Source organism: Streptomyces xingningensis, assembly GCF_054957865.1.
Window position 1 is genome coordinate 182,216 of record NZ_JBDJPF010000001.1, and the last position, 13,786, is coordinate 196,001.

Annotated in this window: 14 protein-coding genes and 1 pseudogene; 9 read left to right on the forward strand and 6 right to left on the reverse strand. The window is 71.2% G+C overall.

Features of this window, described 5'->3' with window-relative positions; all coding sequences use genetic code 11:
- Positions 1-13 precede the first annotated feature (13 nt).
- Positions 14-622, reverse strand: a complete 609-nt coding sequence (locus tag ABCR83_RS00920) for a TetR/AcrR family transcriptional regulator (RefSeq protein ID WP_462692200.1) — start codon at positions 620-622, stop codon at positions 14-16.
- 238 nt (positions 623-860) lie between these two features.
- Here ABCR83_RS00920 and ABCR83_RS00925 point away from each other — a divergent pair, with 238 nt between their 5' ends.
- The gene (locus tag ABCR83_RS00925; RefSeq protein ID WP_462692202.1) at positions 861-2,150 is read left to right on the forward strand and encodes a serine-threonine protein kinase; all 1,290 of its coding nucleotides are present in this window, start codon (positions 861-863) and stop codon (positions 2,148-2,150) included.
- 135 nt (positions 2,151-2,285) lie between these two features.
- A complete protein-coding gene (locus ABCR83_RS00930; protein ID WP_462692204.1) occupies positions 2,286-2,897 on the forward strand; it encodes a hypothetical protein in 612 nt (203 codons plus the stop codon).
- A 37-nt stretch (positions 2,898-2,934) separates the two neighbouring features.
- Here the strand turns inward: ABCR83_RS00930 and soxR are convergent, their stop codons facing one another.
- Positions 2,935-3,378: a redox-sensitive transcriptional activator SoxR gene (gene soxR, locus ABCR83_RS00935; protein WP_462692206.1), complete on the reverse strand. Its 444-nt coding sequence runs from the start codon at positions 3,376-3,378 to the stop codon at positions 2,935-2,937.
- A 117-nt stretch (positions 3,379-3,495) separates the two neighbouring features.
- Here soxR and ABCR83_RS00940 point away from each other — a divergent pair, with 117 nt between their 5' ends.
- A complete protein-coding gene (locus ABCR83_RS00940) occupies positions 3,496-3,957 on the forward strand; it encodes a MaoC family dehydratase (protein ID WP_462692208.1) in 462 nt (153 codons plus the stop codon).
- Here ABCR83_RS00940 and ABCR83_RS00945 read toward each other — a convergent pair.
- On the reverse strand, positions 3,945-4,565 hold the full coding sequence (locus ABCR83_RS00945) for a TetR/AcrR family transcriptional regulator (protein ID WP_462692210.1): 621 nt from the start codon (positions 4,563-4,565) through the stop codon (positions 3,945-3,947). The two genes, ABCR83_RS00940 and ABCR83_RS00945, sit on opposite strands and share 13 nt — an antisense overlap.
- Positions 4,566-4,751: 186 nt before the next feature.
- On the opposite strand from ABCR83_RS00945, the gene ABCR83_RS00950 reads away from it, so the two are divergent.
- Positions 4,752-5,294 carry a DUF2165 domain-containing protein gene (locus ABCR83_RS00950; protein WP_462692212.1) on the forward strand — a complete coding sequence of 181 codons (543 nt, stop codon included), beginning with the start codon at positions 4,752-4,754 and terminating at the stop codon, positions 5,292-5,294.
- 10 nt (positions 5,295-5,304) lie between these two features.
- Here the strand turns inward: ABCR83_RS00950 and ABCR83_RS00955 are convergent.
- Positions 5,305-6,187, reverse strand: a pseudogene (locus ABCR83_RS00955) (aldehyde dehydrogenase family protein).
- A 179-nt stretch (positions 6,188-6,366) separates the two neighbouring features.
- On the opposite strand from ABCR83_RS00955, the gene hmgA reads away from it, so the two are divergent.
- Both hmgA and ABCR83_RS00965 read left to right on the forward strand, forming a co-directional pair.
- On the forward strand, positions 6,367-7,692 hold the full coding sequence (gene hmgA, locus ABCR83_RS00960) for a homogentisate 1,2-dioxygenase (RefSeq protein ID WP_462692214.1): 1,326 nt from the start codon (positions 6,367-6,369) through the stop codon (positions 7,690-7,692).
- A 9-nt stretch (positions 7,693-7,701) separates the two neighbouring features.
- Entirely contained in the window at positions 7,702-8,451 is a 750-nt protein-coding gene (locus tag ABCR83_RS00965; RefSeq protein WP_462692216.1) for a GntR family transcriptional regulator, read from the forward strand.
- 69 nt (positions 8,452-8,520) lie between these two features.
- Here the strand turns inward: ABCR83_RS00965 and ABCR83_RS00970 are convergent, their stop codons facing one another.
- Entirely contained in the window at positions 8,521-8,784 is a 264-nt protein-coding gene (locus tag ABCR83_RS00970; protein ID WP_462692218.1) for a hypothetical protein, read from the reverse strand.
- A gap of 237 nt (positions 8,785-9,021) precedes the next feature.
- On the opposite strand from ABCR83_RS00970, the gene ABCR83_RS00975 reads away from it, so the two are divergent.
- Positions 9,022-10,650 (forward strand): serine/threonine-protein kinase, encoded by a 1,629-nt coding sequence (locus ABCR83_RS00975; protein ID WP_462692220.1) that lies wholly within the window; start codon positions 9,022-9,024, stop codon positions 10,648-10,650.
- Here ABCR83_RS00975 and ABCR83_RS00980 read toward each other — a convergent pair.
- Entirely contained in the window at positions 10,639-11,442 is an 804-nt protein-coding gene (locus ABCR83_RS00980) for an SGNH/GDSL hydrolase family protein (protein WP_462692222.1), read from the reverse strand. The genes ABCR83_RS00975 and ABCR83_RS00980 overlap by 12 nt on opposite strands.
- 376 nt (positions 11,443-11,818) lie before the next feature.
- Here ABCR83_RS00980 and ABCR83_RS00985 point away from each other — a divergent pair, with 376 nt between their 5' ends.
- Together ABCR83_RS00985 and ABCR83_RS00990 are read left to right on the forward strand one after the other, a co-directional pair.
- Entirely contained in the window at positions 11,819-12,277 is a 459-nt protein-coding gene (locus tag ABCR83_RS00985; RefSeq protein WP_462692224.1) for a hypothetical protein, read from the forward strand.
- A 1-nt stretch (position 12,278) separates the two neighbouring features.
- Positions 12,279-13,373: a GNAT family N-acetyltransferase gene (locus ABCR83_RS00990; RefSeq protein WP_462692226.1), complete on the forward strand. Its 1,095-nt coding sequence runs from the start codon at positions 12,279-12,281 to the stop codon at positions 13,371-13,373.
- The last annotated feature ends 413 nt before the right edge of the window (positions 13,374-13,786 follow it).

A 13,786-nucleotide genomic window follows, 5' to 3' on the forward strand; every position in this document is an offset into this window, starting at 1 on the left:
CCCCAGGGCACCCCTACGGCCGCAGCGCGCGCAGCAGCAGGTCGGCGAGGTGGTCGGCGACCTGCTGCGGGGTCAGCCGGCCGTCCGGGCGGTACCAGCTGCTGAGGTGGTGAACGGAGCCGAAGTGATAGTCGACCACCAGGTCGGCGGGGGTGGCCGAGCTGAACACCCCGGCGCGCTGGCCCTCTTCGACCAGGGCGCGGAACCGCTCGTGATAGCGCCGCCGTTCGGCCCGTACCCGCCTGCGCTGCTCCGCGCCGAGCTGGTGCATCGAGCGGAAGAAGATCTTTGTGTCGTCGAGGTTCTCGATGGTGGTGACCACCACGTCCGCCGCCGCGTCGCGCAGCCGCCGCTCGATGGGGGCGTCGGCGCCCGCGAAGGCGTCCAACCGCTCCTGCTGAAGGCGCAGCACCCGGGCGTAGACCTCGTGCAGCAGATCGTCCTTGGACCCGAAGTAGTGGTACAGCGCCCCCTTGGTGACCCCGGCCGCCTCGACGACCTCCTGTACGGAGGTGCGGTCATAGCCCTGGTCGGCAAAGAGCCGGGTGGCGGCGGCCAGCAGCCGTTGCGGTACCGGTCTTCCATGACACCTTGCCGCTCCGCCCGTCTCCGCTCTCGTCATGCCCCACCCCTCCGCTCCACGCGATATCCGTGCCGCCCACGCCGATGACACGGCCCCTCGCAGGATCTTGCCATTCGCCTTGCCGGGAAGCACTTTCGAGTCCACGGCGGCGTCAGCACCCGAGCCAGGGCCCACCCCACACCAAAGGGTGAACCAGGCCAAGAAGGCTGGACAGGCGCTCTTGACGGCAGGACCATGCGCGAACCCACTCACTCCGGACCGGCACTTGGGGGACCCGATGGCGGGCATCAGCGTGCAGCCGTACTGGGAAGTGACCTTCGACCGGGACGGGCATCCCGATCCGGACGAACGGGACGCCCTGCTGCGCGGCGCGGCGCGGGAGAACCTCACCGATCTGGTCCTCTTCGCACACGGCTGGAACAACACCCGGTCCACCGCCACCGGTCTCTATGCCGCCTTCTTCGCCCCCTTCCCCCGGCTGCTGGCCGGGGCCGGGAAGCGGGTGCGCCTCGGCTACGGCGGCGTGATCTGGCCGTCGATGCGGTTCACCGACGAGCCCGTCCCCGAGTACCGGGACCGGGGCGCGGCCCTCGCCGGACCGGGGCTTCCACCGGACGCCCGGCAGGACCTGGCGTCGGCCTTCCCCGGCCGGGACGCGGTACTGGACCGGCTGGCGGAACTGCTGGCCGGCCGCCCGGCCGACCCGGCACGGCTGACGGAGTTCGCCGGGCTCGTCCGCACCCTGGTCGCGCCGCACCCGCACGAGGAGGGCGTCCAGGACACCGGGGCGGACACCGCGGCGCCCCTGATGTTCACCGCTGACGCGGCCTCGGTCTGCGAACGCTTCGCCGATGCTCTGGAGAGCACCGGCCTGGCGGTGGGCGAGCTGTTCGGCGGGGTGGCGAACCGGGTGTGGGGCGGTGCCCTGGAGCTGCTGCGCCAGGGCACCTACTGGGAGATGAAGCGCCGGGCCGGGGTGGTGGGCCGGCGGGGGCTGGGCCCGGCGGTCGCCGCCCTCGCCCGTTCCTCGCCCGGGTTGCGCGTCCATCTGGTGGGGCACAGCTTCGGTGCGCGGCTGGTGTCCTACGCGCTGGGCGGGCTGCCCGCACACCCCCGGGCCGTCCACTCGCTGACCATGCTCCAAGGCGCCTTCTCGCACTATGCGTTCGCGCCCCGGCTGCCATTCGCACACCACCGGTCGGGCCCGCTGCACGGTCTGCGGGACCGGGTCGCCGGACCGGTGGTGTGCTGCCACTCCCGGCATGACCTGGCGCTCGGGGTGTTCTATCCGCTCGCCTCCCGGGTGTCCGACGACGATGACTCGCTGCTCGGCTTCGACGAGGCGCGGTGGGGCGCGATGGGCCACGACGGCATCCGGGCCGTGCCCGGCTGTGCCGAACTCACCCTGGGCCAGGGCCTGGACGGTGCGCTGCCGGACGGCGGCTGGGTGAACCTCGACGCGTCCGCGGTCGTACGCCGCGGCGGGCCGCCGGCCGGGGCGCACAGCGACATCTGCCACCAGGAGTTGGCGCGGATCGTCCTGCTGGCCGGGCGGGTGGTGCGCTGAGCGGCCGTGCGCCGCCCCCGTGCGCGGTGCGCACGACCTGCCGCCCGGGCATGCCCCGGGTCCGATGGATCCGAATCGCGATGGGTTACGTCCCTTCCATGTCGGTCGAGTCCGCGCCGCCGGAGGTGGGATGCAGTGGCAGGTTTCAGAGCTCTCGCACGAGAGGTACGCAATCCGGGGAACACCATCGCTTTGCGACGGACATCCCTGCGCAAGTGCCTCGAACGCTTCGCTCCCTACGGGCACCGGGCGACCTGGTACCACCTGTGCGCCGCGGCCGGTCTCGCCCCGGACGACCGCGCCCCGGACCCGGTGCGGCTCATCGCGGCGCTGGCCGAACTGGAGGAGGCCCGCGAGGTCTGGCTCGCATACGAGGCCGAGTTCGCCGGGCGGCGCAGGCGGGAGAAGCACGACGGCATCCGTCAGCCCAGCGCGGTCGACGACTGGCACCGCAACACCTGGGGCGGCTGTGACATCGTGCCGTGCGCGGTCCCCGAGGTGCAGCCCCGGGCCCGGCTGGCGGACGTACTGCGCCGGGTGATCACGGCCATGGAGTCGGCACCCGGGGACCGCTGCCCGGTCTGCTCCCAGGAGCGCATCGAGTGGCACGCCGACCTGGAGCGCTGTCCGCTGGAGGGGCCCGTCTGCACGGACTGCGGAATCGTGGTGCCGGTCGCGGTGCTCACCGCGGGAGCGCTGTCGGCGGCGCGGCGGCACACCTTCGAGGCGCGGTACGCGGTGGTGTGAGGGGGATGCCCCGGACCGGTGGGGTCCGGGGCGGGGCTCACAGCCGGGAGCCGCTGCCCCGGCCGCCGAAGGCGTCGTCGGGGTTGGACAGTGCGCACTTGTCGAGCGAGAGACAGCCGCACCCGATGCAGTCGTCGAGGTGGTCGCGCAGCCGGGCGAGCCGCTTGATCCGTTCGTCGAGCTCGCCGCGCCACAGCTCGGAGAGCCGGGCCCAGTCCTCGTGGTTGGGGGTGCGCTCATCGGGCAGCCGGGAGAGCGCCTCGCGAATGGTGGCGAGCGGGATGCCCACCCGTTGCGCGGCGCGGATGAAGGCGACCCGGCGCAGCGTGTCCCGGGTGAACCGGCGCTGGTTGCCCGAGGTGCGGCGGCTGGTGATCAGCCCCTTGGCCTCGTAGAAGTGCAGCGCGGAGACGGCGGTGCCACTGCGCGCGGCGAGCTGCCCGACAGTGAGTTCCTGGATGGTTTTTGAAATCTGCGGCACGCTTCCAGACTTTACGTCACCCGGGGAGTACGTCACCTGGGGAGATTGACAGCCGGAGAGCGGCCGCCGATGCTCGGACCCTGAGCGCACCCCCAGGGGAGCAAGGGAGGCACTGGAATGGCGGAGCCCCGGATCTTCACCTCGCCCGCCGGTCTGCGGGCCGCCGAGGGCGAGGTTTTCGGCCCGGGCGACTGGCTGGAGGTCGACCAGAAGCGGATCGACCTGTTCGCGGACGCGACCGGGGATCACCAGTGGATCCATGTGGACCCGGAGCGGGCGGCGACGGGCCCCTTCGGCAGCACGATCGCGCACGGCTATCTGACGCTCTCGCTGCTGCCCGCGTTTCTGCCCCGGCTGTTCCGGATCGAGGGCGCCCGGCTGGGCGTCAACTATGGCCTGAACAAGGTACGTTTTCCCGCGCCCGTGCCGGCCGGTTCCCGGCTGCGGGCCACGGCCCGCCTGATCCAGGTGGCCGAAGTGACGGACGGGGTGCAGCTGACGACCGTGGTGACGGTCGAGCGCGAGGGCGGGGACAAGCCGGTGTGCGTGGCGGAGTCGGTGTCCCGTTATCTGTGGTGAGCCCGGGGGTGTCCCACCATCCGCAGCGCGAGCGCCGCGTAGAGCTCGCCGACCTCCTCCGGGGTGCGCTTGCCGTCCATCCGGAACCAGCGGGCGACGTCGATGCACAGGGACAGCACGGCGAGGGTGGTGCCGCGGACATCGGGGACGTCGAAGTCGCCCGTCGCGACGCCGTCTTCGATGATGGCGCGGACGGCGGCGTCGGTGTCGCGGCGCAGCCCGACGATCTCAGTGTGGTGGTCCTCGCCGAGCGCCCCGAGTTCGTACTGCACCACCCGGGCGGTGGTGTGGTGTTCGGCATGCCAGCGGACGAAGGAGCGTACGGCGCGGGCCAGGCGTTCGGCCGGGCCGCCGTCGCCGTGGCGGGCCCGGTTGACCAGGTCCAGGGCGAGCCGGTGGCCGACGCCGCTGATCCGGTAGAGCAGTTCTTCCTTGGTCTTGTAGTGGATGTAGAGGGCCGCGGGGCTCATGCCGGCGCGCCCGGCTATGTCACGGGTGGTGGTGGCGTGATAGCCGCGTTCGGCGAACGCCTGCACGGCGGCGGTCAGCAGCCGCCGGGCGGCGTCCGGGGTGACTTCGGCCCACTCCTCGGACTGCGGTGTGCTCATGTGCGCGCCTTTCCCTCCCGGTCTCCTGGGCCCTCCCTGTCGGGGTCATTACCTTACCGTGCGGCTGAGCGGGCGCTTAGGGCGTGGCCGGTGCTGATCCATAAGAAGCGCCCCAGGGGTTGTGGGCGGGGGCGGGGTGGGGAACATCCACCCGAGGCGGGTGACCACGGTGCGGCGGGAGGCCGGATGAGCAAGGGACGGACACTCAGGTTCACGGGGCTGCGACGCACAGCACTCGGCACGCTGCCCACCGCGGCGACCGCGCTCACCGCAACCGTCGCTCTCTACACCGCACTTGTCGCCTTCGGCAATATCACCGACTTCGACACCAACCGCGAGTTCGTCCGGCATGTACTGGCCATGGACACCACCTTCAAGGACGACCACCTGATGTGGCGGGCGATCACCTCGCACACGATCCAGGACCTCGCCTATGTCGCCATCATCGGCTGGGAGACGCTCACCGCCGCCGTCCTGTCCGCCGGGACCGTGCTGTGGCTGCGGGGCCGGCGCCACCACCGCCGGGCCCGGCGGGCCACCACCCTGGGGCTGGTGATGTCCCTGCTGCTCTTCGGGATGGGGTTTATCGCCATCGGCGGTGAGTGGTTCGCCATGTGGCAGTCGGCGAAGTGGAACGGACTGGCGGCCGCCGAACGCAACTTCCTGGTGGCCGCCTTTGCGCTCATCGTGATCCACCTGCCGTCGCCGCAGTGGAGTTCACCCGACTGACCCCGCCTCCTCAGAGCTGGAGCGACTTGGTCTGGAGGAATTCCCGCAGCCCGTGCACGCCCAGCTCCCGCCCCACGCCGGACTGTTTGTATCCGCCGAAGGGCGCCAGCGGGTTGAACCGGCCACCGTTGACCTCCACCTGCCCGCACTCCATGCGGCGGGCGAAGGCCACCGCCTCGCTCTCGTCGGCGGCCCAGACCGCCCCGGCGAGGCCGTATTCGGTGCCGTTGGCGATGCTCAGGGCGTCATGTTCGTCCTCGTACCTCAGGAGGGAGACGACCGGGCCGAAGATCTCCTCACGGGCGATGGCCATCTGGGGGGGGTGACCTCGGCGAAGACCGTGGGACGCACGTAATAGCCCTTCTCCTGGCCGTCGGGCGCCTCCGGTCCGCCCGCCACCAGGCGGGCGCCCTCCTCGACATCCCGGCGGATATGGCCGCGGACCCGGTCGCGCTGGGCGGCGCTATCGCGGCGACCACACCGACCGGCTCGTGCAGCACGGTCGAGGTGCCGATCCGCTCCTCGAAGGCGTGGGTGGCGGCGAGTTCGGCGTAGGAGCCGGTGACGGCGACCGGCAGACCGGCGTGCACGCGCTGCGCGAAGCCGATCGGCGCACCGAGTTCGGCGGTGATGGTGGCGGCCATCTCCGCACGCCGGGAGCCGAGTTGAGCGGCCAGCGCGGTGAGGCGCTCGGCCCGCCGGGCGGGCGGGGTGGCCGCCCAGCCGGGCAGCGCCGCACGGGCCGCGCGCACCGCGGCGTCGACGTCCTCGGCGGTACCGGCCGGGACGGTGCCGATGACCTGCTCGTCGGCCGGATTGACCACCTCGATCGCCCCGGTCCCGGCGGCGGCCCGCCAGCCTCCGTCGATGAACATCCCGTCGTGCGCGATCACAGGCCGTCTCCCTCGCCAGGTCAGTGCGGGTAACAGCCCCAACCCAACCCCGGGCACTTTTCGCGCACCAGACTCCCATCCGGTCACATCGCCGCGCTTCGGTCCATTGACCGTTGACGCACCCGGCAGGGAATCCTACGGTCTCCCATAGGAATCCTTCGGCGGTGGGAGAACACGCGATGACCGGCACCGATCACGAGCAGGCGCGAAAGACGGCCGAGGGCCTGGAGTACGCGTCCGGCTTCGGCAACGAGCACAGCAGCGAGGCCGTTCCCGGCGCCCTGCCGCACGGGCGCAACTCACCCCAGCGGGCGCCCCTCGGGCTGTACGCGGAGCAGCTGAGCGGCACCGCCTTCACCGAGCCCCGGCGCAACAACCGCAGGTCATGGGTGTATCGGATCCGGCCCTCGGCCGCACACCCGCCCTTTGCGCGGATCGACAACGGGGCCGTGCGCGGCGCTCCCTTCACCGAAACCGTCCCCGACCCCAACCGGCTGCGCTGGAACCCGCTGCCCGAGCCCGCCGGGGGCACCGACTTCCTGGCCGGGCTGTGGACGCTGGGCGGCAATGGCGACGCCACCCAGCGCGCGGGCCTGGCCGTACACCTCTATGCCGCCAACTCCTCAATGAAGAACCGGGTGTTCAGCGACGCCGACGGCGAACTGCTGATCGTACCCGAGCGCGGCGGGCTGCTGCTGCGCACCGAGTTCGGGCTGCTGCGGGCCGAGCCGGGCCAGGTGGCGCTGATCCCGCGCGGGGTGCGGTTCCGGGTGGAGCTGCTGGCCGAGAATGCCCGCGGCTATGTGTGCGAGAACTACGGGCAGCCGTTCACCCTGCCCGATCTCGGCCCGATCGGCGCCAACGGCCTGGCGAACGCACGGGACTTCCTTGCGCCGGTGGCCGCCTATGAGGACGTCGAGGGCCCGGTGGAGGTGGTCAACAAGTTCTGCGGCAACCTCTGGTCGGCGACCTATGACCACTCGCCGCTGGATGTCGTCGCCTGGCATGGCAACCATCTGCCGTACGTCTATGACCTGCGCCGCTTCAATGTCATCGGCTCCATCAGCTATGACCACCCGGACCCGTCCGTCTTCACCGTGCTCACCTCGCCGTCCGACACCCCGGGGCTGGCCGGGGTGGACTTCGTGGTCTTCGCGCCGCGCTGGCTGGTGGGCGAGGACACCTTCCGGCCGCCGTACTTCCACCGCAATGTGATGAGCGAGTACATGGGCCTGATCGAGGGCGCCTATGACGCCAAGGCGGAGGGCTTCGTCCCGGGCGGCGGCTCGCTGCACAACATGATGTCCGCGCACGGCCCGGACCGGGAGACCTTCGACCGGGCGAGCGCGGCCGAGCTCAAGCCGCACAAGGTGGACGACGGTCTCGCGTTCATGTTTGAGACCCGCTGGCCGATCACCCTGACCGGACAGGCGGCGTCCGCCGGCCATCTGCAGCGGGGGTACGACGGGGTGTGGCAGGGTCTGGAGCGCCACTTCGCCTCGTAGGGAACTCCTGTGAACTCCTTCGCCCCCGACTCCCTCGCACTCAATCGCAAGCTGCCGCTCTGGTACCAGGTGTCGCAGTCGTTGCGGGCCTCGATACTCGGGCGCAGCCCGGACGACCCGCTGCGGCTGCCCACCGAGGACACGCTCGCCGCACACTACGGGGTGAGCGTGCTGACGATGCGGCAGGCGCTCAAGGAACTGGAGGCGGAGGGGCTCATCAGCCGGCACCGGCGGCGCGGCACCTTTATCGAGCCGAGCGCCCGCCGCACCTCACCGGTGCGGCTGCTCGGCTCGGTGGACACCATCGTGGCCCAGCAGTCCGGGGAGCGCACGACCGTCCTGGGGCACGGCCCGGCCCCGGTGCCGGCCGAACTGGCCGAGCACTTCCCCGGTCTGACGGAGGCGGTCGCCTTCCGGCGGCTGCGCTGTGACGAGACCTCGGGGGAGCCGACCAACTGGGCGGAGAACCTGGTCCGGCCCGAACTGGCCGAGCGCATCGAGCTGTCCGACCTGACCCGCTGGCCGATGACCAAGGTGCTGCGGGATGCGCTGGGGGTACGGATCAGCCGCATCACGGACACCGTGGAGGCGCGGCTGGCCGACCCGGAGACGGCCGGCCTGCTCAAGGTGCCGCTGCTCAGCCCGATCCTGCACTACACGGGGGTCACCTATGACGAGCGCGGACGGGCCGTGGACGTCGCCCGCATCCGCTACCGGGGGGATCGGTTCTCGTTCACGGTCACCCTGGACGCGCACTGACCGATCAGCCGAATCCGGCCTGACGGCCGACCGGGAATTGGGGTGGTGTGGGGTACGGGTGGGGAATCGTCAGTGGCGGCCGCCGAACAGCGAGCGGCGCAGCCGCCGCAGGGGAGCGAACAGAGAGAGGCGAGCCGTCCGGCTGGCACCGGTGCGCGTCTGATCGCGCGCGGTGAGCTCGCGCATCAGCGAGGTGGCACCCTCGGCCTCGCGCTGCGGCACAGCGGGGCCGCCCAGCACCGCGAGATGGCGGTCGAGGCGCGCACTGGACGCACCACTCCCGTAATCGATGGCAGGCACTCGCGGCCTGCTGCGCATTGCTATCTGATCCATGAGACTCCCCACCCGTACGAGGCACCCGGCCAAGGCAGAGTAACCCTATCGCCCCATCGCGTCACCCGTGCATCGGCGGAACGGATTCACCACCCCGTCAAGGGTGTTGACGTGCCTGGCGTGAACCTGCCGCCTTTGGTCGCGAGTTGACTCGGACATTCAGGTACGAAGGTAGAGGCAATCACGCTCCGTTGCGGTACATTCACCCGGAATCGCTCTCCCGGGGGAGGGGTGCTCATGAGCGGAGCCTTCGACGGAGGGCGCGTGCTGGCGGGCCGGTACCGGCTGCAGGGCGAGCTGGGGCGCGGTGGTATGGGCGTGGTGTGGCAGGCCTGGGACGAGATACTCGGCCGCGAGGTGGCCGTCAAGGAGGTACGGGCACCGGCCGGCCTGCCGGAGGGCGAGGTGCGGCGGCTGTACGCCCGGCTGGAGCGCGAGGGGCGGGCCGCGGCCCGCATCTCACACCGCAATGTGGTCATCGTCCATGACGTGGTCACCGAGGACGGCCGCCCATGGATCGTGATGGAGCTGGTGCGCGGCATGTCCTTTGGAGACGAGCTGGACGCACAGGGGCCGGTCACGCCCGCGCGCGCCGCGCATGTCGGCGCCGAGGTGCTGGCCGCGCTGCGAGCCGCGCACGAGGTGGGGGTGCTGCACCGCGATGTGAAACCGGCCAATGTACTGATCGCCAACGACGGGCGGGTGGTGCTCACCGACTTCGGCATCGCCCGGATCGACGAGCCCGCCGAGGGCACCGGCACCGCGCTGACGGTCACCGGCCAGCTGGTGGGCTCCCCCGAATTCCTGGCGCCGGAGCGGGTGCTGGGCCGCCCGCCCGGGCCGGAGTCCGACCTGTGGTCGCTCGGGGTGACGCTGTACGCGGCGGTGGAGGGCCACTCCCCCTTCCGCCAGGACACCCCGTACAGCACGCTGCGCGCCGTGGTGGACGAGCAGTTGCCGCCGCCGCGCCGGGCGGGGGTGCTACTGCCCGTGCTGGACGGGCTGTTGCGCAAGGACCCCGCGCTGCGGATGGGCCCGGCGGAGGCCGAACGGCTGCTGCGGACGGCGTCCGCGGGCGGTGCGCCCAGCGCGGTCCCGGCCGCGTACAGCCCGGCGGCGTACAGCCCCACGGTCCCGGCGCACCCGGTGGGCGGGTCCGCGCCGCCCTCCGGTGCCGCCCCCGTGCCGTCCGCACCCGGTGCGGGTGACGGTGCACCGGGGCGGCGGTCCGGCGGGGCCGGGGTGGTGCTGGTGGCCGTGGTACTGGTGGCCGTGCTGGCCATCGGCGGGCTGGTGTGGGCGCTGATCAGCCGGGATGGTTCGGGTGGCTCCTCCTCCTCGGGGAGCGGCACCGGCGGGGGTGGCGGCCGGAACTCCGGGGCGTCCTCCTCCGGCGCCCCGGCCGGCTCGGGCGGGGGCGGGACGAGCGGGCAGCCCACCCCGTCCGCCGGCTATGGGGTCACGGTCAAGGTGAAGGCCGTCCGCGACCGGTACTCCGGTCCCTGCCCGGCCCCCACCGCCCAGGCCCCTTCCTTCTGGGCGACGATCAGCGTGGACCGCACTCCGGCGGAGGTGGTCTACCGCTGGGTCACCGGAAGCGGGAAGGTGGCGGACGGCGGGTGGCAGACCGTCTCGCTCGGCGAGTCGAGGGCGGTGACCGTGCGGCACACGGAGACCGGCCGCGATGCGGCCGACCCCGCACCGGACTGGATCGCCGTCGAGGTCAAGAGCCCCCGCCAACTGACCTCCTCTCATGTGCGGTTCACGGTCACCTGCCGGGCGAAGCCGACGGACGGCCCGTCGTCCCCCGGCTCCGCCGGGCCCTCCGGCTCGCCGGGCGAGAGCACATACGGCTCAGGCGGCTGAGCTGAAGACGGGCAGATAGCCGGCGGACTGCCCGCTGGCGGTGGGGTGGTAGGACTCGTCGATGGGGAAGGTGACGCTGCGCAGCCAGGGGCTGCCCGAGCAGAGCTCATGCCCGGCGAAGGTGGAGTTGACGTTGCCGTAGGCGAAGCCGTGATCGGCGGCGCGCTTGGCGATGACCGAGTCGAGGAGGTCGGCCGCGGCGTTGATGGCGGATCTCTTGGTGTCGCTCAGCCCGACACAGCTGACGCCGAGCTTGTAGAAGCGCGGATAGCCGAGGACCACGACCCGGGCGGCGGGGGCCTTGGAGCTGATGGCGGAGTAGACCTTGTCGAGCCGTCCGGGCAGTTCGTTCCGGACATATGCGGTGGCCTGGTCGATGCGGTCCAGACAGGAGTCGTCGGTGCCGAGCACACAGCTGCGCATGGTGTCGGAGAAGCCGGCGTCATTGCCGCCGATGCTGAGGCTGACGAGTCCGGTTCTGGAGTTCAGCGGGCCCAGTTGCTTGCCGAGCACATCACCCGTCCGGGCGCCCGAGCAGGCGGTGAAGGCAAAGCCGGCGGGGGCGTGCCGGGCGGCCCAGAGCGCGGGGTACGCCTTTTTGCTCCGCTTGCAGCCTCCGCTGGAGGAGTCGTACGAACCGGCGCCGACTCCGGAGGAATAGGAGTCGCCCAGCGCCACATAGGCCGGGCCGGAACGCTGTACCGAGGCGTGCGCGGTGCCGGCCCCACCGAGGGTGGCGGTGAGGACAAGTGCGGCAGCCGAGAGAAAACCCGTGATCCGGGACAATTTCATGGGGACCTCCCTAGCAGGGTTTCTGCCACCACCGTGGTAGCAGCGCCCTGGCCATTTCGGAAGTGTCCATGTCAATTTCAAGAGGGATCCCCGGCTTTGATTGCCGTTTGATGTCGCCTCGTTTACGTCCCGTTGACCGGGACGGCGGAGGCTCGAATGAGCCATCGGATCCGATCAGGGATGGCGAAGTGGCGCCGGTGGACGGCTGATTGACGGTCTGACATGTTCGTCAACCGTTCACCTGACGGAAAACCTCCGCTTTCACCCGACGTCGGCGGCCGGAGGCTGTTTGCACAGCCTTCACATCTTGACGTGCATCCGCCCATTGCGCGACATTGAAGCCCGGCATCCGGCGCTTCGGGGGGCAAAGTCGCCAATGCAGAGCTTCAGCGATCTCACCGGTCTTGACGGTCTCGACGATCCGGCCGAAGCCGCCGGGGACAACACTGGCGAACCCCGCGGAAGGCGTCCCTCGGCGGACTCGCTGCCCGTGGTCGCGGGTGCCGCAACGGCCATCGCCGGGGTCGGCGCGGTGCTGGCGCTGATGGACATCGGCTCGCCGCTGCGCGCGCCCTTCACCCTGTTCTTCCTGGTCGTGGCGCCCGCGTGCGCCATGGCGGCCGCCCTGCGCGGCCTCGACCCGCTGAGCCGCTCGGTGGTGGCGGCCGGCGGAGCCGTCACGGTCGACCTGCTGATCGCGCAGACCATGCTCGCCCTGCACGCCTGGACGGTACGGGGCGGTGTCGCCACGGTCGCGGTCGTCAGTCTCCTGCTGTTCCTGCTGGCACATGTGTGGCGCCACCGAGGCCGCACCACGAGAAGTCGGGCTTCCTGACGTGGACATCAGCGTGTACCGCCCCGGTGACCTCACGGCCGCCGACCGCGCTGCCTGGTCGGCCCTGCAGTCACAGGCCGTGGCGGATGGCTCCCCCCAGCTCGCGAATCCTTTCCTCGCGCCGGAGTTCACCCTGGCGGTGGGCCGGTGCCGGCGCGGGGCGCGGATAGCGGTCGTCAGGGAGGAGGGCGATCCGGTGGCCTTCTTCCCCCACCAGCGGACCGCCCTGGGCGTGGGCCGGGCGATCGGCCTGGGGGTCTCGGACTCCCAGGGCCTGGTGCACCGGTCCGGATTCCAGTGGGACGCCCGGGAGTTGCTGCACTCCTGCGGCCTGTCGCTGTGGGAGTTCGACCACCTGGTGGAGGGGCAGAAACCTTTCGAAGTGGGCTCTTGCAGCTCATACGGCTCTCCCGTCATCGACGTCGAGCATGGTTTCGCTCCGTACCTGGCCGCCTTGCGCAAGCAGTCTCCGAAGTTCACCCGCACCACCCTCGCCAAGGAGCGCAAGCTGGGGCGCGACATCGGCGAGGTGCGGTATGTGCACGACGAGCGCGATCCGGCCGCCCTCCGGACACTCATCGGCTGGAAGTCGGCGCAGTACCGAAGAACAGGGCGCAACGACCGGTTTGCGCGCCCTTGGATACACCAACTCGTGGAACAGCTCTTCCACACCCGTGCCGAGTCCTGCGCCGGCCTGCTGTCCGTGCTGTACGCGGGCGACCGGCCGGTCGCGGCGCACTTCGGGCTGCGGTCGCGGACGGTGCTCGCCTGCTGGTTCCCGGCGTACGACCCGGAGTTCGCGAAGTACTCCCCCGGGCTGGTGTTGCATCTGCGCATGGCGGAGGGGGCCGCCGCGGCGGGCCTGGCCCAGCTGGACCTGGGCCGGGGCGACAAGCCCTACAAGGATTCCCTGAAGACCCGTGAACTTACCGTTTCCGAGGGCTGGGTGACGCGGCGTCATCCGGTGGCGCTCGGGCATCTGGCCCGTCGTGCGCCGGTGCGGGCGCTGCGCAATGCCGTGCTCGCGCGGCCCGCGCTCTTCGAGCCGGCCGACCGGATGCTCAAACAGCTGGGCCGCCTTCGCCAAGTCCGTTGATCCGTACGCCAGTTGGACGGTCCCGCGGACCCGAGGGGCGCGCGCGGGGGCGCAGGGGAACGTTGCGCCGGGAACAAAGGACACCAAAGGAGGAGAGTCCGTCCCACCTCTTGCCATTCACTCCCAAGCTTCAATACCGTCGTACATCTACCCGCATCGGTCCATCATTCCATGCGGCTCCGGGGAGGGCTCGAGCGCCGCGATGGTTCCGGAGCGGAGCGCGGCAGGGGGTGCCGCGCTCGGCGTGCCACGGTGTGCCGAGTCGCGTTGCCGCGTGGGTAGTAATCACCAACTCGCCCTGTTCATCCGGCACTTGACACGCCGCGTGGACCTGGCGGGTTACCCCCTTTTCGCACCGGACACATCAAGGGACCGCTCGGGGGCGGGCGGTCCACCGGACGAGAGGGAAACAG

What these genes read in the sequence shown, in the direction of transcription:
- ABCR83_RS00920 (WP_462692200.1), bottom strand. Translation starts at nt 622, where the DNA reads ATGACGAGAGCGGAGACGGGCGGAGCGGCAAGGTGTCATGGAAGACCG.
- ABCR83_RS00925 (WP_462692202.1), top strand. Translation starts at nt 861, where the DNA reads ATGGCGGGCATCAGCGTGCAGCCGTACTGGGAAGTGACCTTCGACCGG.
- ABCR83_RS00940 (WP_462692208.1), top strand. Translation starts at nt 3,496, where the DNA reads ATGGCGGAGCCCCGGATCTTCACCTCGCCCGCCGGTCTGCGGGCCGCC.
- ABCR83_RS00945 (WP_462692210.1), bottom strand. Translation starts at nt 4,565, where the DNA reads ATGAGCACACCGCAGTCCGAGGAGTGGGCCGAAGTCACCCCGGACGCC.
- ABCR83_RS00950 (WP_462692212.1), top strand. Translation starts at nt 4,752, where the DNA reads ATGAGCAAGGGACGGACACTCAGGTTCACGGGGCTGCGACGCACAGCA.
- hmgA (WP_462692214.1), top strand. Translation starts at nt 6,367, where the DNA reads ATGACCGGCACCGATCACGAGCAGGCGCGAAAGACGGCCGAGGGCCTG.
- ABCR83_RS00970 (WP_462692218.1), bottom strand. Translation starts at nt 8,784, where the DNA reads ATGGATCAGATAGCAATGCGCAGCAGGCCGCGAGTGCCTGCCATCGAT.
- ABCR83_RS00975 (WP_462692220.1), top strand. Translation starts at nt 9,022, where the DNA reads ATGAGCGGAGCCTTCGACGGAGGGCGCGTGCTGGCGGGCCGGTACCGG.
- ABCR83_RS00980 (WP_462692222.1), bottom strand. Translation starts at nt 11,442, where the DNA reads ATGAAATTGTCCCGGATCACGGGTTTTCTCTCGGCTGCCGCACTTGTC.
- ABCR83_RS00985 (WP_462692224.1), top strand. Translation starts at nt 11,819, where the DNA reads ATGCAGAGCTTCAGCGATCTCACCGGTCTTGACGGTCTCGACGATCCG.